This is a genomic window from Chitinophaga sp. 22308 (genome assembly GCF_052045305.1).
GTDB lineage: Bacteria > Bacteroidota > Bacteroidia > Chitinophagales > Chitinophagaceae > Chitinophaga > Chitinophaga varians_A.
The window spans coordinates 69330-91762 of record NZ_JBQEOP010000005.1 but is presented as its reverse complement, the minus strand read 5'-3'; the positions used below and the strand labels follow the sequence as shown (position 1 = coordinate 91762).

Genomic DNA, 22433 nt, shown 5'->3' with positions numbered 1-22433 from the left:
GCTCTATAAAACCTTCCGGGTCAAACTAATATCACACTGTCATCCGGTAAAAGAAGGTTTTATTCATCACACTCATCCATTCTCCTTCCGCCATTCTGATCTTCATTTTATCATCTGTCTAAAACAATCCGGTATTAACGTGCGCCGGAGCCGCCCAAAGACCGGTATAGCGATACCAGTCCCTGGTACACGCCTTTTCGTGTGTTTACCAGCGCCAGTTCCGCTTCCAGTACGCTTTTCTGGGCGGTGATCACTTCCAGGTAATTGGCGTAGCCGGTGGTGAACAGGATATTGGCAGTAGACACGGCCTGCTGTAATACCAGCACCTCTTTGGATTTGAGGGAAAATGCCTGGTGCTGGTTCTCTACTTTGTTAAGTGCAGTGGCCACTTCCTGGTAACCGTTCACAATCGCCTGCTGGTATTCGTAAAATGCCGTATAGGCGTTAGCGGTGGAAATATTGTACTGTGCTTTCAGCTGTTTTTTGTTGAAAATGGGAGCCGTGACACTTCCCAGTGCGCCCCAGGCAATGGAGGCGGGAGATTTAAACAGCAGTCCTGCCTTGAAGGCGTTAAAGCCGGCATAAGGTGTAATGGTGAGTCCCGGTAAAAAAGCGGCCCTGGCGGCTTTTACGTCAGCCTTAGTGGCGCTGAGCTCCAGTTCGGCCCGTTGAATGTCCGGACGGTGCAGCAACAGGTTTGCCGGGATGCCGGAAGGAACAACGGGAGGCAGGTTGGCGGTATCTACCAAGTCTGATACAGCGCTGCGCTCAATATGTTGCGGCAGTCTGCCCATCAGTGCGTTCAGCTGGTTTTCGATGGATGCGATTTCCTGTTTTACACCAAATTCGAGCGCCTGTGTGCTCAGCAGCTGTGCGGTAAACTGTTGCACGGCCAGCTCGGTAGCGCGACCGGCATCTTTCTGTATGTGTACTGTGGCCACGGCTGCCTCCTGTAGCTTGATGTTGCGGTGGATGATCACCAGTTCATTGTCCATGGCCAGCAGCTCATAATAGAGGCCGGTGATACCGGCCACGATTTGAGTGGTGAGCAGGCGGCGAGCCTCGCTGGTGGCCAGGAAGCGTGCCATGGTGGCATGCCGCTGCTGTTTCAGTTTACCCCACAGATCTATCTCCCAGGAGCTTCTGATACCGGCAAAGTATTCAGGCGTAGGATCAGATACCCGTTGATCGTCATTGATATTGGGCGATTTGTTGGTGTCGAAGTTGCCCACGCCGGTCATCGTGTAATCCGCAAAGTGGTCAACACCAGCTGTCAATGATAGATTGACAGAAGGCAGCCATGCGTTCCGGGCCATCATCAGGTTGGCCTGTGCGGCAGAAATACGGCGGCTGGCCGCCAGCAGGTCGTAGTTGTTTTGCAGCGCGCTGTCAACCAGATTTTTCAGGTACCGGTCCTGGAAAATGCGGTCAAAGCTCGCCAGTGATATAGTGTCAGCAGCCGGAGCGGTAGTAACGGGCGCGGATATACGTTCCGGCAGCTGCAGTTCTTTCTGTGTGGTGCAGGCGACGGCGCCCGTCAACAGACAGGCGCCCAGCGCATATTGATATATTCGTTTATTCATTGGTGTAAGCTTTCAGTTCAACTTTCTTTTTCGGAATCATAGAGGCAAACAGCACATAGAGGCCGGGGATGATAACAACACCGAAGAGGGTGCCTATCAGCATGCCGCCGGCGGCAGCGGTGCCAATGGAGCGGTTGCCCATGGCGCCTGCGCCTGAAGCGATACACAGCGGGACCAGGCCGGCAATAAAGGCGAAGGAGGTCATCAGGATAGGCCTCAGCCTGGACACCGCGCCCTCTTTGGCAGCTTCGAGAACAGAAGCGCCGTGTTTATTGCGCAGGATCGCAAATTCCACGATGAGGATCGCGTTTTTGCCGAGCAGGCCTACCAACATTACCAGCGCCACCTGCGCATAGATGTTGTTTTCCAGTCCTACCAGTTTAAGGGAGATGAAAGCGCCGAAAATACCGGCAGGCAGGGAGAGCAGTACCGGCAAAGGCAGCAGGAAGCTCTCATACTGTGCGGCCAGCAGCAGGTATACGAACACCAATACGATGGCAAAGATGTATATCGCCTGGTTACCGGAGAGGATCTGTTCACGGGTCATACCGCTCCATTCGTAGCTGAAGCCCCTGGGCAGTTCTTTGGCGGCCACTTCCTGTACGGCTTCAATAGCCTGGCTGCTGCTGTAGCCGGGGGCGGCGTCGCCATTGATCATGGCGGCGGTGTACATGTTGTAGCGGGTAAGCTGCTCCGGTCCGTATACCCGTTCCAGTTTCACGAAATCGGCATAGGATACCATTTCTCCACGGTCGTTTTTAACATGCAGTTTCAGCAGGTCCTCGGGTTTGGTCCTGAAGGAAGGATCGGCCTGCACCATCACTTTGTACATCTGCCCGAAGCGGATGAAGTTGGACGCGTAGTAGCTGCCCATCAGCGTTTGCAGGTTACTCATGGCATTGTCGGTGGTGACGCCTTTTTTGGCAGCCATGCCCTGGTCCACGTGGATGAGGTATTGCGGGAACTCCGCATCGAAGCTGGTGAAGGCACTACCTATTTCCGGCCGTTTTTTCAGGGCTTCGATGAAGTTGTTGGTGATCTGGGCGGTCTGCCGCAGATCGCCGCCACCGCTGCGGTCCAGCAGGCGCAGCTCGAAGCCGCTGGCATTACCGAAACCGGGTACTGTTGGAGGCGGGAAAAATTCGATGCTGGCATCAGCGATGCCGGCAGACAACTTTTGCAGTTTGGCGATGATATCGTTGACGGAAGCTTTACGTTCATCCCATGGTTTGAGATTGACCATGCCCATGCCGTAGGAGGCGCCTGCCACCTCGTTTACGAGGCTGTAGCCGGCGAGGGTGGACACGGATTCTACTTCGTCCAGCTGTGCTGCGAGGGCCTGTATCTGGTCCAGCACTTCTTCGGTACGTTCTACCGTAGCGCCGGGAGGGGCCGTTACGTTGACATAGATCATGCCCTGGTCTTCAGTAGGGATGAAGCCGGAAGGCAGGATAGCGCTGGCGCCCCAGGTGGCCACGAAGAAGCCGGCGAGGGCAATCAGCGTGATGATTTTACGGCCGGCGATAAAGCTTACCAGTCTGGCGTATTTATTTTCCGTAGCGCTGTATCCTTTATTGAAGCCGTTGAAGAAACGCTGCAACAGGCTCTTTTTACGCGGTTTGCCGTGGGTGTCTTTGAGCATGATAGCGCAGAGTGCAGGCGTTAACGTTACCGCGTTGATACCGGATATCACGATGGAAATAGCCAGGGTGAGGGAGAACTGGCGATAGAACACGCCTACCGGTCCGGAGAGGAAGGCCACGGGCACAAACACCGCCGACATGACGAGGGTGATGGCCACGAGTGCGCCGCTGATTTCGCGCATCGCGGCGATGGTAGCCTCCATGGGCGGGAGATGGTCTTCGCTCATTTTCACGTGTACTGCTTCCACCACTACAATGGCGTTGTCCACCACAATACCGATGGCCAGTACCAGGGCGAAGAGAGTAAGCAGGTTGATGGAGAAGCCCATCATCTGCATAAAGGCGAGCGTGCCGATTAGGGCTACCGGTACTGCCAGCGCGGGGATGAGCGTGGAACGGAAATCCTGCAGGAAGATGAACACCACGATAAACACGAGCAGGAACGCTTCAAAGAGGGTACGTACCACTTCATGGATAGAGGCATCGAGGAAGCGGGAAACGTCGTAGTTGAAGTTGTAGGTCATGCCGGGAGGGAAAGAGGTGTTTTTCATCTCTTCCATCTTTTTCTTCACGTTGTTGATCACCTCGCGGGCATTGGAGCCGGGCCTTTGTTTGAGCATGATGGAGGCCGATGGTTTACCGTCTGTTTTGGACACCATGCTATAGGTGAGGGAGCCAAACTCCACGTCTGCCACATCTTTGAGATGAAGCACCGATCCGTCGGCGCCGGCCCTCAGTACGATCTGCTTGTATTGTTCCGGTTCAAAGAACTTGCCGGTATAGCGGAGAACATATTGCAGCAGGAGGGGATTTTTATCGGAGCTTTCACCGGTTTTACCGGGAGCGGCTTCGATGTTTTGTTTGCGGATAGCGTCGATGACTTCATCGGAAGACACGTTGTAGGCCAGCATGCGGTCTGGCTTCAGCCATATGCGCATGGCATATTCCTTGGCGCCCATGATTTCAGCGCGGCCTACCCCGTCAATACGTTTCAGTTCCTGCAATACGTTAATATCGGCGAAGTTGTAGATGAACTGCTCATCCAGTGAGGTGTCTTCACTCATCACGTTGAGATACAGCAGCATACTGTTCACTTCTTTTTCGGTGGTAACACCGGCTTTGATTACTTCTTCGGGTAATTCATCGATGATGGTGGCCACCCTGTTCTGCACGTTTACAGCGGCCTGGTCGGGGTCGGTGCCTACCTGGAAAAACACCTGTATAACGGTGATACCGTCGTTGCTGGACACGGACGACATGTAGGTCATGCCTGGTACGCCATTGATAGCGCGTTCCAGCGGGGTGGACACTGCTTTGGCCGATACTTCGGCGTTGGCGCCGGTGTATTTGGCCGTCACGGTCACCGAGGGAGGCACGATATCGGGGAACTGGGTGACCGGCAGCGTGAAAAGTGCCAGCAGGCCTACCAGTGTGATAATAAGCGATATGACCAGTGATAACACCGGTCTTTTAATAAATATTTCAAACATTGATCTCTCTTTTACAGCTAATAAGCAGGGTGATTTATATTCTCAGCAGACTGTCCATCGGCACCGTGCGGGGGGCGATCTGTACGCCGTCGCGGATATTGCGCACGCCTTCGCATACGATGCGTTCACCGGGTTTGAGGCCGGATTTTACGATGTAGAAATGAGAGAACCGGGCCTGCGGAACGAAATTCCGCATCGTTACCTTGTTGGAGGCGTCTACCACGAAGACATAGTTTTTGTCCTGCATTTCAAACACCGCTTTTTGCGGGATGATGATAGCGCTGTCCATTTCCGTGGTGAGCCGCACTTTGCCGCTGGCGCCATGTTTCAGGAGTTTGGCGGGATTGGAAAAGCGGGCGCGGAAAGCGATGGAACCGGTGTTCTCTTCAAATTCGCTTTCCATGGTTTCGATTTTGCCGACGTTCGGATAATCACTGCCATCGGCGAGGACCAGCTGTACCTGGTTGTAGCTGTTGTCGCCTTTGGCGATGGCTTTGCTGTATTGGAGATATTCTGTTTCGGATACGTTGAAATAAGCGTATACCTCACGGGTGTCTGACACGGTGGTCAGCAGGGCACCTTCACTGATAAGGCTTCCTTTTTTCAGTGGTATACGGTCTATGATGCCGTCGAAAGGTGCGCGGATACTGGTGTAGGAGAGGCGCATGGCTGCATTGCTTTCAGCGGAGCGGGCTTCATCGATTTTAGCCTGGGCAGCGGCAAGGCGTGCCTTGGCCACTTCCAGCTCGGAGGCCGCGATGACTTTTTTCTCTACCAGCATTTTCACCCGTTCCAGCTCCAGCGAAGCGGATTTTGCTTCCGCTACCATGTTACTGAGAACAGCTTTGGCTTTGGTCAGTTCTGCACTGTATTCCGCATCGTTGATGCCAAACAGCAGTTGTCCTTTTTTCACTTCCTGTCCTTCGTCCACATAAATTTTATCCAGGAAACCACTCACACGGGCACGTATTTCCACGTTCTGAACGGCTTGTATATCGGTAACATATGTACGGTGCAGTATGGTGTCCTTTACCACAAGACTGGTAACAGGCAATGATTTCAGTTCCTCATTTCCGGTACTTTCTCCTTTGGTAACGCAGCCTGCCACGAATAACGCGAGCAGCGAAGCGTAAATCCCTGTATTTTGACGCATAGATATAATAGTATTGTTTCCGGTGGAAGCCGGAAAGTTTAGTTCACACATAGGAAGGCTCATTCCGCGTCAATAGCGGCGATGGTTGTCATCTCCCTAAAAAAAAGAAAAAAGAAAAACAGTAAAACGAAAGGGAGGAAGTCCTCAGAATGGAGTAAACCGGAAGAGAAAACTGTAGTAGGCGGGTAAAAAAGCCTTTTGCCGGCCATATTCGCCGGGCAGATTTTCTTTGATAAGACAATAGGGAGAAAGGTTGTCGCCCTCTATATAGGCCACCCGGGTGGCGATACTGAATTGTTGGGAAGAAGCGCTGAGATAGTACCGTGTTTTACGGCGGTGTTTGGTGGCATGTATACACTCGTGACCATCGTCCACATCATCTGCTTCCAGCTGGGGAGGCAGTTTGGCGGCAAGGTCTTCGATAGAATCTTCCAGTGCGGCCTGCCGGTAGATCTGTTCAAACAACAGGTGTTTGTGTGCTGCCAACGAGGGCAGCACGCTTGCTGTCAGCTGTGTTATCATCAGCAGACAAACAAACATCCAACGTTTGAGTATGGGTGACGGCATGCTCATTACGCACAAAAATAGTCCTATTTTTTGATTTGCTTATTTGGTTATTTGATAACCGGTATGTTACCTTTTTGAAAACGGCGTAAAAAAGGGTTGGCGTAAGCCAACCCTCCCACTCTGCACAGGATTTAATTGTTAACTATTGTTTGATGGCCTGCATGGCTGCTTTGGCTGCCTGTATAGTGGCATCAAGTTCTTCTGTGGTCAGCGCATTACACATGAACCAGCTTTCAAACGCTGATGGTGGCAGGTATACGCCGCGTTCGAGCATAGCATGGAAGAAGCGTCTGAACAATTCGTTATTGGCAGCGGAGGCGCTGGTGAAGTCAATAATCGGATACTCGGTAAAGTGTACGCTGAGCATAGATCCCAGTGTATTGATCTGGTAAACGCTACCAGATGCGCCAAATGCTTCGCGGAGGCCGCTGACGAGGTAATCGGCTTTTTCCTGCAGCTGTTGGTAGATCACCGGATTTTCATTCAGTGTCTGTAACAGCGTATAGCCGGCGATCATGGCGATAGGGTTACCGCTCAGTGTGCCTGCCTGGTATACTTTTCCGGCAGGGGCCAGGTTCTCCATGATAGCTTTGGGGCCAGCCACAGCGCCTACAGGCATACCGGCGCCGATGATTTTACCGAAGGTAACGAGATCGGCACGGATACCGAACAGTTCCTGCGCGCCGCCGCGGGCGAGGCGGAAGCCGGTCATCACTTCATCAAAGATGAGCAGGATGCCGTTGGCATCGCAGAGCTGGCGCAGTCCTTCCAGGAAGCCCGGCTGGGGCAGGATACAGCCCATGTTGCCGGCCACCGGTTCCACGATGATGGCAGCGATCTGCTCCGGATTGCCGGCGATCAGTTGTTCTACCGCAGGAAGATTATTGAAAGGGGCAGTCAGCGTGTCGTCTGCTACGGTAGCGGTCACACCGGGAACGGACTGGATGCCGAGCGTGGCCACGCCACTGCCGGCGCTTACCAGGAAGGCATCTGCATGCCCATGGTAACAACCCTCGAATTTGATGAATTTATTGCGGCCGGTATAGCCACGGGCCAGCCGGAGGGCGGTCATACAGGCTTCGGTACCGGAGTTTACCATACGTACCATGTCGATATTGGGCACCATGCTCACAATGAGCTCCGCAATTTTTATTTCCAGTTCTGTAGGCGCGCCAAAGGAAGTGGAGAAGGCGGCATATTCCTGGATGGCTTTTACTACGGGTCCATAAGCGTGCCCGAGGATCATTGGGCCCCAGGAATTGATATAGTCAATATACCTGTTGCCGTCCACATCATACATGAAGGGGCCCTGGGCGCGTTGCATGAATACCGGTACGCCACCTACGCTTTTGAATGCACGCACGGGGGAGTTTACGCCGCCGGGGATAACCTCTTTGGCTTTCCCGAATAACATTTCACTTTTGCTGTAGCTGTACATGAAAGGAAACTGTTTTATTTAGTTATTTTTTTATTTTCTTATTGCAAGATACTGAATTAAGCATTCAGCAGTCTTACTGCATCTTTAGCGAAGTAGGTGGCGATCAGGTCGGCACCGGCACGTTTGATGCTGGTCATACTTTCCAGGATGGCCTTGTTCTCGTCGAGCCAGCCGTTGGCAGCTGCTGCCTTGATCATGGCATATTCGCCGCTCACGTGGTACGCGCTAACGGGAACGGTAGTACGGTCTTTGATGATGCGCATGATATCGAGATAAGCCATGGCGGGCTTCACCATCACGATATCGGCGCCTTCTTCAATGTCCATCAGTGTTTCCTTGATCGCTTCGCGGGAATTGGCGTAGTCCATCTGGTAGGTCTTTTTATCGCCGAAACCGGGAGCGGAGTCCAGTGCATCACGGAAAGGACCGTAGAAGCAGGAGGCATATTTGGCACTGTAGGCCATGATACCGGTTTTGTCGAAACCGTTTTGTTCAAGGATATTTCGGATGGCGAGGATGCGGCCGTCCATCATATCGCTGGGTGCCACAAAGTCGGCGCCGGCCTGTGCATGGCTGAGGCTCATACGGGCCAGTACTTCCACGGTGGGATCGTTCACGATTTCCGTTCCTTCCACGATACCATCGTGGCCATAGGAAGAGTAAGGGTCCAGCGCTACGTCTGTCATCACCACCATGTCCGGAACAGCATCCTTGATGCCGCGGATGGCACGTTGCATCAATCCGTTGGGATTAACCGCTTCGGTGCCTTTATTGTCTTTAACACTATCAGGCGCTTTCACAAAAAGCAATACACTTTTGATGCCGAGGCCCCATAATTCTTTGGCCTCGCGGATGGTGAGGTCCAGTGAATACCGGAAATAGCCGGGCATCGAGCTGATCTCTTCCTGCACATTTTCTCCTTCAGTTACAAACAGCGGGGCGATGAAATCGCTGGGACGCAATATTGTTTCTGCTACCATTGCACGAATGGCAGGGGATACTCTCATGATTCTGTTTCTTCTGATCATCTTAGGTAAGTTTTTGTGTTTGTTATTTTGAGATGATGGCGGATCATCTGTTGTCCTAAATATTAATCCAGTCGCGGGGCTTCAGCCATTCTACCAGTTGAGCTTCAGGGCTTCCGGGCGCCGGATGGAAATCGTATTCCCAGCGGGCCACGGGCGGAAGGCTCATGAGGATGGACTCGGTACGGCCATTGGTTTTCAGTCCGAACAGAGTGCCGCGGTCGTGGATGAGATTGAACTCCACATAACGTCCACGTCTATACGCCTGCCAGTTTCTGTGGGCTTCTGTATAGGGGATGTCTTTTGTTTTCTCTACAATGGGCAGGTATGCTTTCAGGAAAGCTCTGCCATTGGCTTTGGAGAAGGCGAAGAGGTCTTCTGCTGTTTTTTCCGCATTGGGACGGAGGTAGTCGTAAAAAATACCGCCGATGCCACGGGCTTCGTTATTACGGTGTTTGTTCACGAAATATTCGTCGCAGTGTTGTTTGTATTTCGGGTAGAGGTCTGTGCCGAAGGCGTCGCAGGCCTCTTTGAAAGTGCGGTGGAAATGGCTGCCGTCTTTTTCTTCGAGATAGTACGGCGTAAGGTCGGCACCGCCGCCAAACCAGCTGTCCTTTAGTTGCCCTTCCTGGTCGTACAGCTCGAAGTAACGGAAGTTGGCGTGTACGGTGGGTACGAAAGGGTTGAGCGGATGGATTACCAGGGAGATGCCGCAGGCCATGAATTTGCTGTTGCTGACACCAAACTGCTGGGCCATCACTTCGGGCAGGTCGCCATGTACCACGGAGGTGCTGACGCCGCCTTTTTCAAACACGTTGCCATCGGCGATCACGCGGGAGCGGCCGCCACCGCCGCCAGGGCGTTCCCAGTGGTCTTCCCGGAAGGTGGCTTTGCCATCTATTTTTTCAAAGGCGTTGCAGATCTCATCCTGCAGGTCCCGTATAAAGACGATGAATTCGTTTTTGATGCTCATGGTATGTTTAGCCGTGTGCTTTAACAGTTTCAACAAATGCTTTGGCATGGTCTACCGGTACATTAGGCAGGATGCCGTGGCCGAGGTTGGCGATATAACGCTGACGGCCGAAGCCTTTCAGCATTTCCTTCACTGATTTTTCAATTTCAGGGATAGGCGCCAGCAGCTTGGCCGGATCGAAGTTGCCCTGCAGGGTGATGTTGCTGCCGGCAAACTGGCGGGCCAGTTCCGGTTTAATGCACCAGTCGATGCCGAGGCCATGGGCGCCGGTAGCGGCCATGTCTTCGAGGGCAAACCAGGCGCCTTTGGCAAATACGATGGTCGGGCAAATGTCTTTCATCGCTGCCACGATCTGGCGGATGTATTGCAGGGAGAACACTTCAAAGTCCTGTGGGCTGAGCAGGCCGCCCCAGGAATCGAATATCTGAACGGTGTCTGCGCCGGCGGCCACCTGCGCTTTCAGGTAGGCGATGGATGTATCGGTGATCATCTGCAGTAGCTGATGGGCAACGGCAGGTTGCTGGTAACAGAAGGCTTTGGCTTCATCAAAAGTTTTGGAGCCTTTGCCTTGTACCATATAACAGAGCAATGTCCAGGGAGCGCCGGCAAAACCGATCAGCGGCACGCGGCCGGCGAGGGTTTGTTTGGTGAGCTTCAGGGCATCGAACACATAATGCAGTCTTTCGTGTACATCGGGAACGCATAAACGTTGAAGGTCTTGCGCGCTTTTTACCGGTTGTGGCAGCAGGGGACCCACTTTCTCTACCAGTTGCACTTCCATGCCCATGGCCTGCGGCACCACCAGTATGTCGGAGAAAATAATGGCGGCGTCCACACCTACCTGGTCAACCGGCATCACGGTGATTTCGGTGGCCAGTTCAGGATTTTCACAGCGTTCAAAGAAGCTATATTTATCACGCAGTTTGATATAATCCGGTAAATAGCGGCCTGCCTGACGCATCATCCATACGGGTGTGCGGGAAACAGTTTCGCCTCTAAGGGCCTTCAGCAATAAATCATTCTTCAATGCGCTCATTCGTAGCAGTTAATGTTGTTAAAGTAAAATATAACTGTTTTCACCATGGATTCCGCATCGGTATGAGGGGCCATGATGATTTTATTATCGGTATAATCTTCCAGTTGGGCGGCTGTGGTGGCCCCAATCGCAAAACAAACAGTGTTGGGTGCCAGCCTGTTAACGGAGAAAAAACTCTTTACCGCACTGGGACTGAAAAACATGATACCATCGTATATGCCAGTGACTACAGCAGGAGTGGGATTGTTTTCGTAGATCACATATTCATTGACGATGATACCTGCATCCTTTAAGCTTTGTGGCAGTTCATCCCTGCGTTGGTTGCCACAGAAAAAATGTACTTCGTTTACATTGCCTAACGCAATGATGGCGGCTGCCAGGTCTTTCCCGTAAGAAGCTGCTGCTATGATCGGATTATCAGGTAATTCCTCCTGTAATACTCTTTTGGTGTTACCATCGATGCAACAGACAGGATTTGAGATAACATGAAAGGTGTCATTATGAAGGTAATAATCAGCAAACACCTTTACAGCATGCGCGCTGGTGAAAACGAGCGGTATATTGGCATTGGGACTGCCGAATATGCGCAACATGTTTTCATCACCTGCCAGATCATTGTTGAGCAGTGGTTTTATCTGGATAAAATCCTCTACCCCGATAGCAATACCGTGATCGCCCGCTTCGGTGATCAGGTTACCAGACAAGGGTCTGGTACACAGTACGCGGTATTTGACATTATCGGGCATTTCTGATTTCAGCTACTACTTCAGCGCCGCCCTGGGCCATGATTTCTTCCGCTGCGGACTGGCCCAGGTGTTGTGCCTGTTCCATTGAAGCTTCCCGGCTGATGCTGAAGAACCGGGAGCCGTCGAGGCTACAGAGTTCTCCGCTGAAGTGTACGGTGTTATTTTGTATTTGAGCATACGCGCTGATAGGGGTGGTGCATCCGCCCATCAGGGTACGCAGGAATTCGCGTTCAATAAAAGTGGCCAGGGCTGTTTCCGCGTCGTTGAAGGCGGCGCAGGCTTCCCGGCAGAAGGTATCGTCTTCGCGGCATACGGCCACTACAGCGCCCTGTGCGGGGGCTGGCAGCATCCAGTCCAGGTCGATGGAATTGGAAGGGCGTACATTGATCCGTTCCAGTCCGGCCACGGCGAAGATGGCGCCGTCCCAGTTTTCCGCTGCCAGTTTTTGCAGGCGGGTGTTGACGTTGCCGCGCAGGTTATGCAGCTGGTGTTGCGGATATTTCCGCAGCCACTGTGCTTTACGGCGTACGCTGCTGGTGGCGATGTTGGCCACATAGTGTGGCTGATCGAGGAAAGACGTATCGTTCTTATAAACCAGCAGGTCTTTCACCGGTCCGCGCTTTAATACGGCCGCCTGTACGATCTGTTGCGGCAGCTGTGTGGGCACGTCTTTGAAAGAGTGAACGGCAATGTCGATGCGGTTGTTCAATAGCGCCAGGTCGAGGCTTTTGGTGAAGATGCCCTGTACACCGATTTCGTACAGTGGCGTAACGAGGTCGATATCACCTTCGCTTTTGATGGGCACCAGCGTTGTTTTATAGCCCTGTGCGGTGAGCAGGTCATTAACCTGGTGTGCCTGCCATAAGGCCAGCTGGCTTTCTCTTGTGCCTATCCTGATAATTTTGTCCATGATGATTAGTCCTGCTTGACGCCTGTCTCAAAAATATCGTTGATCATGGCGATATACAGGTCGCTTTTGTCGGTTTCCTTGCGGACCTTGCCTGCCATGAGATTGATCATTTTCTGGATGATACGGGAAGATACCTGTTCCATATCTTCCACTTTATAACCGGAGCCGTTTTTCTGTTGTTGTATTTCGCGGGTATGGATCTCCTGCAATTTGTCTTTTACAGCTTTAAGTACAACGGCATGTTTGCGCATTTTGTACCAGTACAGGAATTCTGCCATATGCTCCTCGATGATGGCGAGGGCTTTGGGAACTTCGCCCAGCCTGTTTTGCAGGGTTTCGTCCTGTACTTTGGAGAGCTCGTCGACATTGATCAGGGAGATGTGTTCCAGATCGCCTACTGCTGATTCTACGTTGAAGGGAATGGAGAGATCGAGTATCAGTTTGGGAGAAGACTGATGGAAATGAGATGCCAGTACGGTAGGTTCGGGAGCGTTGGAGGCCACGAGCACCACATCGGCGGCCTGCATTTCAGCGACCATATTTTCATAGGGCGCATAACGCAGTCCGTGCTGACCGGCGAAATCCTCCGCCACCTGGAGGGTGCGGTTGATGAGGGTCACCTCTTTTACGCCTAAGTACTCTATCATGTTCTTGCAGGTGTTGCGGCCTATTTTGCCTACACCTACCAGTACGATTTTTTTATTGCGGATGTCAGGGCAACGGCGTTCGAGCAGGCGTACCGTGGCAAATGCCACTGATACAGTGCCTTTGCTAAGGCCGGTTTCCGTCTTGATCAGTTTGGAGACTTGTAATACGCTGTTGACCAGTCTTTCCAGGAAGCTGCCGAGGCATTGTTGCGCTTTGGCGAATTTAGCGGCAATACGTATCTGGCCGATGATCTCGTAGTCCCCCAGGATCTGGGAGTCGAGGCCGGTGCCTACCTGGTACAGATGACGAATGGCATCTTCACCGGATTTGATGTAGGCCAGTTCTTCCAGCTGTACACGATCGCCGTTTGTTTCGCGGGACAACAGATCTAACAGGTCGCCAGGTGTATTGGCGAACCCGTATATCTCGGTTCTGTTACAAGTGGAAAGTACAAAGAGATCATCTAATTGCACAGTCCTGGCATGCTCCAGGAGTTGTTGGTATTGGGCCTGATTAATGGCGTATAATCCCCTGATAGCAGCGTCTGTTTTCTTATAGTTGATCCCAACGATATGAAAATTTGCTATTTCTTTTGAGTGACTGACCTGCATGTTGTTGAATAAGCTTCCGGCTGCAAAAATACTTGGATACGCCGCAAACAAACGGGATTAGGCTGTCATTAGTGTGTCATTTCTCCTACTGGTGTTCATTACGAGGAAAAAATGATTTTTATCAGGTTTTGCATGCTTCGGGCACTGTGGCGGATGACAACACGAATATACGAAAAATATCACCGTATTCATTACAAACACATGACATTTGGGCCGGCAGCACGGCTTGCAGGCCCCTTTCCGAAAAAGCATTTTGTGTGGATTTGTTATTTACTTTTGCAGCAATTTATAAAGCACATGGTATCTAAATCTGAAGTTGGCATTATTCTGATGAACCTGGGCTCGCCCGATAGTACGGCCGTTCCTGATGTAAAACGTTATCTGCTGGAATTTCTGATGGACAAGCGCGTGATTGATTATCCATGGCTGTTCCGTAAAATACTGATAGAAGGGATCATTGTTCCGCGCCGTGCTGAGAAGTCTGCCGAAGCTTATTCCTCTATCTGGTGGGAAGATGGTTCCCCGCTGATCGTATTGACAAAACAACTACAGGCGGCTGTGCAGCATGATATGGACGTGCCGGTGGAAATAGCCATGCGTTACGGAAACCCGCATCCGGAAGTGGCTTTTGACAATCTGCTGAAAAAGAACCCACAGTTGAAAGAGGTGATCGTGTTGCCTTTATATCCGCATTATGCAATGTCTTCTTATGAAACAGCGGCGGAGTATGCAAAAGAAATCTACAGGAAGAAAAAATATAAATTCAAGCTCTCTATCATTCCTCCTTTCTATGATGAGCCTGCCTACATCGATGCGGTAGCAGAAAGTATGCGCCCGTTCCTGCAACAGAGCTATGATTACGTGCTGTTCAGCTACCACGGCGTACCGGAGCGGCATATCCGCAAAGGCGATGTTACAGGAAGCCATTGCCTGAAGGTGACAGATTGTTGCCATGTGAAATCAGCGGCACATCAGTATTGTTACCGGCATCAGGTAACGATTACAGCAGAACTGGTAGCCGCTAAACTGGGGCTGCCCCGCGAAAAATGGGGTATCTCCTTCCAGTCGCGCCTGGGCAGGGAAGAATGGTTGAAACCCTACACTGCCGGCCTGTTGGAGACATTGCCCAAAGAAGGAAAGAAAAAGCTGCTGGTCGTATGTCCGGCATTTGTATCTGACTGTCTGGAAACACTGGAAGAAATTGCAGTAGAAGGAAAACATTCATTCATGAGCAATGGTGGCGACAGCTTTACCATGATACCGTGTCTGAATGTACATCCCATGTGGGTCAGCGCTATCGTGAAGTACTGTAACCAGATCATGCAAGCGGAAACCGTATAATCTTGTTCCATATGCCACAGAAACCCGTTTTGATCATCGGTGCCGGTATTTCCGGCCTGAGCATCGCCTATGAGCTGCAAAAAAGAGACATACCCTACCAGGTGCTCGAAGCAGCCGGCCATAGCGGCGGTGTGATACAGTCATTCAACAAGGAAGGTTTTGAACTGGACGCTGGCCCGAATACCATTGCTGCTACGCCCGAAACGATGGCGTTCCTGCAGGAGATAGGGCTGGAGCAGGAGATACTGCCTGCCGCCGCAGCCAGCAAAAACCGCTTCCTGGTGAGAAACAACCGTTTACATGCTGTGTCGCCTCACCCGTTCAAGATCATGGGTTCTGACTATATTAGCCGTGGCAGCAAATGGCGCCTGTTTACCGAACGTTTCCGTAAACCCGCACCGGTACAGGAGGAAGAGACGGTGACACATTTTGTGGAACGCCGGTTTAACAAAGAAATAGCAGATTATTTATTCGACCCGATATTGTCCGGTATCTATGCCGGTAACCCCGACCAGATGAGCATCGCAGCAGTGTTGCCAGCTTTGCCGCGCTGGGAGAGGGAATACGGTAGCGTCACCAAAGGCCTGATGAAAGAAAAAGGCGTGATGGCCGGCCGTAAGATCATCAGTCTGGCTGGTGGCAATCAAACACTGACCAGGCGTTTACAGGAAAAGTTACAGACACCGGTACGTTTTCACTGTACTGTAAAAAATATTGCGGTTTCCGCTGTGGGCGGTTATCAGGTGATCGCAGAAGAGCAGGGCGGTGAGACCGTGCTGGAGGCAGACCGTATCATCCTCACTACGCCCGCTTATACCGCAGGGCGACAGCTGGAGGGATTAGATGAAAGTCTTGCTGCGTTACTGCAACAGGTGTATTATCCACGTATGGGCGTGCTGCATCTGGGTTTCGATGCCACTGCCCTGCCTCGGCCACTGGAAGGCTTTGGTTTCCTTGTGCCGCATGCGGAAAAGCTGCATTTCCTCGGCGCCATCTGTAATTCGGCCATCTTCCCTCATAAAGCGCCCGACGGAAAGCTGCTGCTGACCGTATTTACAGGCGGTTCCCGCCAGGAGCATTATTTCGATGAGCTGGGAACGGCGCAGTTACAGGAAACCGTAGTAAAAGAAATCCGTTCCCTGCTGGGGCTGACGGCCGCTCCTGTGATGCAGCATTTCAGTTTTATGCAGAAAGCGATCCCGCAACTGAACATCGGACATGCAAAGTTGCGCAGCGCTGTTGCCGCCATGGAACATAATTATCCCGGCATACTGCTGCGGAGCAATTTTGTGCAGGGCGTGGCGTTACCTGCGCTGATACAGCATGCCGCATCACTGGCGGACAAGCTGAAGAAAAATTAATCAACGATTTTGTTCCATAGTTGCCGTTTTTTCTTTAAATTCCATTATAAATTTCCACCAGATGATTGCAGGAATTTTAAAAGAAAAAAACGGCGAAACCCGGGTGTCCCTCACGCCTGAAATCGTGAAACGGCTGCAGCAGATGTCGGTAACCGTGTGGGTGGAGCAGGGTGCCGGCGCACAGGCCTTCTATAACGATGACGCCTATATGCAGGCGGGCGCGCAGATCAAAACCGCCACAGACATTATTTCCCAATCAGACATCATTTTTACGCTGCAGCCACCTCCGCGGGAGGTGGCTGGGCAGATACCCGCCGGAAAGGTGATACTGGGCGTATTACAGCCACTGTTCCGTCCGGAAGAGGTGGCGTTCTGGGCAGCTCAACAGATCACTGCGCTCAGCCTCGACGCCATTCCCCGCACCACCAGGGCGCAGGTGATGGACGTGCTCAGCTCCCAGGCCAATATTGCCGGGTATAAAGCGGTACTGCTGGCAGCGTATACCTATTCCCGTTATTTCCCCATGTTTATGACGGCCGCAGGCAGTATTGCACCGGCCAAAGTGCTGATACTGGGCGCCGGTGTGGCCGGTCTCCAGGCCATTGCCACCGCCAGAAGGCTGGGGGCCGTGGTGGAAGTGTTTGATACCCGCCCGGCCGTGAAGGAAGAGGTGATGAGCCTCGGCGCCCGCTTCGTAGAAGTGGACGGCGCCGCAGACGCCTCCGCTGCTGGTGGTTATGCGGTAGAACAAAGCGAGGATTATCAACAGAAACAACAGGCTAAAATAGCCGAAAGCATTGCCAAGGCAGATATTGTGATCACCACCGCCCAGATACCAGGCAAAAAAGCGCCGGTACTGGTCACTCAACCTATGCTGGACCAGATGCGCAGCGGGGCTGTTATCGTAGACATGGCCGCCGCCACCGGCGGTAACACCGCCCTTACCAGGAACAATGAAACAGTACACTATCAGGGTGTCACCATCATCGGAGATTCCAACCTTGCCGCCTCCATGCCGGCAGATGCCAGCAAATTATACGCTAAAAACGTTTTTAACTTTCTGAAACTCATATTGACCAAAGAGGGAAACCTGCAGCTGAATTTCGAGGATGACATCGTGCGGGGCGCCTGCATCACCCACAATGGTGAGATCGTTCACGAGCGCCTGAAAAGCGCGAAACCGGCCACCAGCAGTGTACAAGGCTGATGGCGGGGACCGTACCGACTAATCAAATACCGCGAGCATGGAACATATTCTATCTTTTTTTCAACAACATATAGAGCTGATCTATATCGTGATCCTCTCCATTTTCCTTGGCGTGGAGGTGATTTCACGGGTGCCGTCTGTATTGCACACGCCGCTGATGAGCGGCGCCAACGCAATTCATGGCGTGGTGATCATTGGAGCGATCATCGTCATGGGACAGGCAGAGAAAGATAACTACCTCGCGCTGATACTCGGCTTCCTGGCGGTAATTCTGGGTACGGTCAATGTGGTGGGCGGTTTTGTGGTAACAGACCGTATGCTGGAGATGTTCAAAAAGAAAAAGAAATAATGGTTTAAAGCGCAATGTTTATGGGACTCAGTGTACTATCCATCATCTACCTGATCGGCTCTGTTACGTTTATCCTTGGCCTGAAAATGCTCAGTAAACCGGATACCGCCCGCAAAGGCAATCTGGTGGCGGCAGCCGGTATGGCGCTCGCTATTGTGGGCACTATCTTCCTCTATAAATCTGAAGGGAAACACCTGCATAACTACGGCTGGATAGCGGCCGGCCTCCTGATAGGCACCGTTATCGGTGTGATGGCCGCCAAAAAAGTGAAGATGACGGCCATGCCCGAAATGGTGAGCATGTTCAATGGTATGGGAGGCGCCTGCGCGGCCCTGATATCCATTGTGGAGTTTGATCATCTGTTGCATCCCGATTTTACGGTAAATGTGGACATCTCTGGCGACGGTGATGCCCTGGGACGCGCGATAGGTGAGATATGGGCGGCGGCTTCACGGGCGATGGACCACGATTTACGCGGGCATCTGCTGATCATTCTGCTCGGCCTCATCATTGGCGCCGTTTCTTTCGCCGGCAGCGTAATTGCCTGGGGAAAACTGAACGGCCGTATCAAAGATTTTGCTTTTAAAGGGCAGCATATCGTGAACCTCGTGGTGATGGCCGTGGTGCTGCTGGGCGCCGTGGTGTTGATCTGGACTGTCAACGGACGCGTGGAAGCGGCGGCAGAACATTCCCTGCTCAGCTTTCAGTTGTTGTTTTACCTGGTGCTGGCTTGTGCGCTCATATACGGTATCCTCTTCGTATTGCCGATAGGCGGTGCCGATATGCCGGTGGTAATATCCCTGCTCAATTCCTTTACAGGCGTGGCTGCCGCGTGCGGCGGTTTCCTGTACAACAATCCGGTGATGCTCACTGGTGGCATCCTGGTGGGATCTGCGGGCACTATCCTGACCATTCTCATGTGCCAGGCGATGAACCGCTCCCTGAAAAATGTGCTGATCGGTTCTTTTGGCGGCGGTGCCACCGCGACGGCGGCAGGTGGCGGGGAACAGGGCAGCTACAAGGAAATCAGCCTGTCGGATGCGGCCGTGGTAATGGCTTATGCCAGCAAAGTGATGATCGTACCGGGTTATGGCCTGGCCGTGGCACAGGCGCAACATGCCTGTCATGAACTGGAAAAACTGCTGGAAGATAAGGGGGTGGAAGTGAAATATGCGATCCATCCGGTGGCGGGACGTATGCCCGGTCATATGAACGTGTTGCTGGCGGAGGCGGACGTGCCCTACGAGAAATTGCTGGAGATGGAAGACGCCAACGCGGAAATGCCTACTACCGATGCTGTTCTGGTACTGGGGGCCAATGATGTGGTGAACCCCGCCGCTAAAAGCGATCCTGCCAGCCCCATTTACGGAATGCCTATTCTGGAAGTGGAAAATGCCAAACTGGTGATCGTGAATAAACGTAGTATGAAACCTGGTTACGCAGGCATCGAAAATGAGTTGTTTTTTCAACCAAAAACATCCATGCTGTTTGGTGATGCCAAGCAGGTATTGCAGCAGCTGGTGGCAGAAATCAAACAAGTATAAATTACAAATTACGAATTACGAATTACGAATTGAGGGCTGTTTTATACACCGGTTACTAAGTAACTTTTTTAAAAGAGGGTCCTCAATTTGTAATTCGTAATTCGTAATTCGTAATTTCGCAGGAAAAGCATTGTCCAATCAATTACCCGCAGCACTGATCGCTTCTCTGGAAGGCCTTCCCGGTTTTGACCGGGCGCCGTTTGAGCAGGTGCATGTTGCAGCAGAAAAAATCACTTCCCTGAGATTTAATCCACTGAAAGTACGTACTGCGGAAACGCAGGAAAATATCCTGTCTGCCTTGTCTGCCAGCGATGCTGTGCAGATACCCTGGAGTTCTGCCGGGTATTACCTGTCACAGCGGCCTTCCTTTACGTTCGATCCTTACTTTCATGCCGGCGCGTATTACGTGCAGGAAGCCTCTTCCATGTTCCTCGAACATGCGGTGCGGACAACAGTTGACCTCAGCCGCCCACTGAAGGTACTGGACCTCTGTGCGGCGCCGGGCGGTAAATCTACCTTGCTGCAATCGTTGCTCAACGAACAAAGCATGCTGGTGGCCAATGAGGTGATCAAGCCAAGAGCGGCTTTGCTGGCGGATAACCTCAGCAAGTGGGGAGCGGCCAATGTGGTGGTGAGCAATAACGACCCGCGCGATTTCAGCCGGCTGCCGGGGTATTTTGATCTGATCGTGATTGATGCGCCCTGTTCCGGTTCCGGCCTTTTCCGCCGCGACCCTGAACTGATACCTGAATGGTCCCCTGAAAATGTGGAGCTATGCAGCCAGCGCCAGCAGCGGATTTTGGCCGATGTGTTGCCTGCATTGAAGGAAGATGGTATACTCATCTATTCGACCTGTTCTTTCTCAAAAGAAGAGGACGAAGTAATACTGGACTGGCTGGCCGATCATTTTGAATTGGAAAATATTGCGCTGAACGTACCGTCAGCATGGCAGATAGTACCAACGGTAACGGATAAACGAAATTGTACCGGTTACCGTTTTTATCCCAACCGGCTGAAAGGCGAAGGCTTTTTTATCAGCTGTTTCCGCAAGCGGGACATGGCACACACGGCAAAACGCAAAGAGACGAAACAGGGTGTTGTCAGTGCAAAGGAACGGGAGTTGTTATCTTCCTGGATACAGTTGCCCGACGGGTATAGTTACCTGCCCCATCAGGATGAAATGTTGATTTTGTCGCCCCTGGTGGCAACAGAAATCGCATTCTTGCAACAACAGTTGTATATTCGCAAAGCGGGCGTTAAAGCCGGTCAGCCGGGAAAGAAGGAATTGATCCCGGACCACCAGCTGGCCATGAGCCCCATGGTAGCGGCGGAAGTACCGGTGGTGGACCTGGAACTGAAAGCGGCATTGCAATACCTCCGCAAGGAAGATCCGGGCATCGATACGCCTGTCAGAGGCTGGGCGTTGATGCGTTACGGTCAGATGCCCCTGGGATGGGCCAAAATACTGCCCAACCGCATAAATAATTATTATCCTAAAGAACTCCGTATTTTGAAAGATATCAGCGGGCTGTAAAAAATGCCCGCGCTATTTGTTCCCGCTGTTACATATTTGTGAAATAGGCTGCCAACAAGTGTTTGCCGGTGTGTTGCGATTAACCCCGCCACATCATGGCAAACAACAAAAAGCATATTTTTTCGTTTGTTTTATTAAATATTTTTGTCAATTTTATCGCATATATTCGTTGCCCGAAAGAGGACGGTCATTCAATCATAAAAAGAGTTAGTATGGTAAAATCGATTCTATCAATTGCCTTGTTTGGTTTAAGTGCAGGAGTGGTAAAAGCGCAGGACACGCTGCTGGTACAGGGTACCACACCGGCTCTTTACATCTCTCACGTTGTTAAAAAAGGAGAGAACTTCTATAGCCTCAGCCGTGCTTATGGCGTGCCCCCCAAAGAAATTGCTGCCGCCAACAAGATAACGATGGATCAGGGTTTGCAGTTAGGACATCTGCTGCATATCCCGCTGACAGCTTCCAATTTCTCCCAGAAAGCGGATGCCAGCGGAACACCGGTGTATCACAAGGTGACCGATAAGGAAACTTTATACCGCGTGAGTGTTAACCACAACAAAGTACCCCTGGACAACATCCGCCAATGGAACAACTTCCAGGGCGATGGACTGAAAAAAGACGGTTACATCATTGTCGGCTACCTGAAAGGCGGTAACGGCGCTGTGGCCTCCGCACCGGCACCGGCACCACGCAAGGAAGTGGTGAAAAACGAACCGAAGGAACAGGCACCTCCGGCAGAACCTGTAACACCGCCTGCTACAGAAGCTCCCCGCAAAGAAGTGAAGAAAGAACCCGAAGCACGCCCGGTAACAGACGCGCCGGAAACAACAACACCTGCGCCTGCTCCTGCCCCTAAAACGGCAGCACCGGTGGTAGCTAACGGCGACTTCGAAAAACTGTATGAGCAACAGACCAACGGCGGTAAAAAAGCCACAACGGAGAAAGGACCCGGCACCTGGTTTAAAAGCAATGCAGTAGGTAAATACTACGCGCTACATAACACCGCGGCCCGCGGCACTATTATCAAAGTGACCAATCCGCTGAATGGTAAAGCGATCTATGCAAAGGTGCTGGACGTGATCCCGCAAATGAAATCCAACGCCGGCCTCATCGTGAAACTGAGCGATGGCGCTATGCAGGCGCTGGGCACTACGGACGCCCGTTTCTATTGCGAACTGAGCTACGATAATTAATCGCCGGACAACACCGGACATAAACGAAAAGAGCGGGATATTATATCCCGCTCTTTTCGTTTATGTCATGTATGTAAGGGC

General features: G+C 52.0%; 18 protein-coding genes. 7 read left to right on the top strand and 11 right to left on the bottom strand.

Annotated elements, in window-relative coordinates; all coding sequences use genetic code 11:
- Window positions 1–134: 134 nt before the first annotated feature.
- The 11 genes from ACTJJS_RS20615 to hemA form a co-directional block, all read right to left on the bottom strand.
- Window positions 135–1583 carry a TolC family protein gene (locus ACTJJS_RS20615; protein ID WP_440665075.1) on the bottom strand — a complete coding sequence of 483 codons (1449 nt, stop codon included), beginning with the start codon at window positions 1581–1583 and terminating at the stop codon, window positions 135–137.
- On the bottom strand, window positions 1576–4716 hold the full coding sequence (locus ACTJJS_RS20610) for an efflux RND transporter permease subunit (protein WP_440665074.1): 3141 nt from the start codon (window positions 4714–4716) through the stop codon (window positions 1576–1578). The genes ACTJJS_RS20615 and ACTJJS_RS20610 overlap by 8 nt, the downstream gene beginning before the upstream one ends.
- 34 nt (window positions 4717–4750) lie before the next feature.
- Entirely contained in the window at window positions 4751–5869 is a 1119-nt protein-coding gene (locus tag ACTJJS_RS20605) for an efflux RND transporter periplasmic adaptor subunit (protein WP_168872097.1), read from the bottom strand.
- Between the two features lie 144 nt (window positions 5870–6013).
- Complete coding sequence (locus ACTJJS_RS20600) at window positions 6014–6442, bottom strand: hypothetical protein (protein WP_168872098.1); 429 nt, start codon at window positions 6440–6442, stop codon at window positions 6014–6016.
- A gap of 136 nt (window positions 6443–6578) precedes the next feature.
- The gene (gene hemL, locus ACTJJS_RS20595) at window positions 6579–7874 is read right to left on the bottom strand and encodes a glutamate-1-semialdehyde 2,1-aminomutase (RefSeq protein ID WP_440665073.1); all 1296 of its coding nucleotides are present in this window, start codon (window positions 7872–7874) and stop codon (window positions 6579–6581) included.
- A gap of 56 nt (window positions 7875–7930) precedes the next feature.
- Window positions 7931–8902, bottom strand: a complete 972-nt coding sequence (gene hemB / locus ACTJJS_RS20590; protein WP_343743728.1) for a porphobilinogen synthase — start codon at window positions 8900–8902, stop codon at window positions 7931–7933.
- Window positions 8903–8957: 55 nt separating this feature from the next.
- Window positions 8958–9872: an oxygen-dependent coproporphyrinogen oxidase gene (gene hemF, locus ACTJJS_RS20585; RefSeq protein WP_440665072.1), complete on the bottom strand. Its 915-nt coding sequence runs from the start codon at window positions 9870–9872 to the stop codon at window positions 8958–8960.
- Between the two features lie 7 nt (window positions 9873–9879).
- Window positions 9880–10908, bottom strand: a complete 1029-nt coding sequence (gene hemE / locus ACTJJS_RS20580) for a uroporphyrinogen decarboxylase (RefSeq protein ID WP_440665071.1) — start codon at window positions 10906–10908, stop codon at window positions 9880–9882.
- Window positions 10905–11654, bottom strand: coding sequence for a uroporphyrinogen-III synthase (locus ACTJJS_RS20575; RefSeq protein ID WP_440665070.1), 750 nt, complete (start codon window positions 11652–11654; stop codon window positions 10905–10907). Before ACTJJS_RS20575 ends, hemE begins: the two co-directional genes overlap by 4 nt.
- On the bottom strand, window positions 11644–12564 hold the full coding sequence (gene hemC, locus ACTJJS_RS20570; RefSeq protein ID WP_440665069.1) for a hydroxymethylbilane synthase: 921 nt from the start codon (window positions 12562–12564) through the stop codon (window positions 11644–11646). Before hemC ends, ACTJJS_RS20575 begins: the two co-directional genes overlap by 11 nt.
- Before the next feature lie 5 nt (window positions 12565–12569).
- Window positions 12570–13823 (bottom strand): glutamyl-tRNA reductase, encoded by a 1254-nt coding sequence (gene hemA / locus ACTJJS_RS20565; RefSeq protein WP_168872105.1) that lies wholly within the window; start codon window positions 13821–13823, stop codon window positions 12570–12572.
- 297 nt (window positions 13824–14120) lie between these two features.
- Between hemA and hemH the strand changes: the two genes are divergently transcribed.
- From hemH to ACTJJS_RS20530, 7 genes are all read left to right on the top strand, one after another.
- Entirely contained in the window at window positions 14121–15164 is a 1044-nt protein-coding gene (hemH, locus tag ACTJJS_RS20560; protein WP_440665068.1) for a ferrochelatase, read from the top strand.
- Window positions 15165–15175: 11 nt separating this feature from the next.
- Window positions 15176–16525 (top strand): protoporphyrinogen oxidase, encoded by a 1350-nt coding sequence (gene hemG / locus ACTJJS_RS20555; RefSeq protein ID WP_440665067.1) that lies wholly within the window; start codon window positions 15176–15178, stop codon window positions 16523–16525.
- Window positions 16526–16586: 61 nt separating this feature from the next.
- Window positions 16587–17732, top strand: coding sequence for a Re/Si-specific NAD(P)(+) transhydrogenase subunit alpha (locus ACTJJS_RS20550; RefSeq protein WP_440665066.1), 1146 nt, complete (start codon window positions 16587–16589; stop codon window positions 17730–17732).
- 37 nt (window positions 17733–17769) lie between these two features.
- Window positions 17770–18081, top strand: a complete 312-nt coding sequence (locus ACTJJS_RS20545; RefSeq protein WP_168872109.1) for an NAD(P) transhydrogenase subunit alpha — start codon at window positions 17770–17772, stop codon at window positions 18079–18081.
- Window positions 18082–18101: 20 nt separating this feature from the next.
- Complete coding sequence (locus ACTJJS_RS20540) at window positions 18102–19625, top strand: NAD(P)(+) transhydrogenase (Re/Si-specific) subunit beta (protein ID WP_440665065.1); 1524 nt, start codon at window positions 18102–18104, stop codon at window positions 19623–19625.
- Between the two features lie 130 nt (window positions 19626–19755).
- The gene (locus ACTJJS_RS20535) at window positions 19756–21159 is read left to right on the top strand and encodes a methyltransferase RsmF C-terminal domain-like protein (protein ID WP_440665064.1); all 1404 of its coding nucleotides are present in this window, start codon (window positions 19756–19758) and stop codon (window positions 21157–21159) included.
- A gap of 212 nt (window positions 21160–21371) precedes the next feature.
- On the top strand, window positions 21372–22352 hold the full coding sequence (locus ACTJJS_RS20530; protein ID WP_440665063.1) for a LysM peptidoglycan-binding domain-containing protein: 981 nt from the start codon (window positions 21372–21374) through the stop codon (window positions 22350–22352).
- Window positions 22353–22433: the final 81 nt, after the last annotated feature.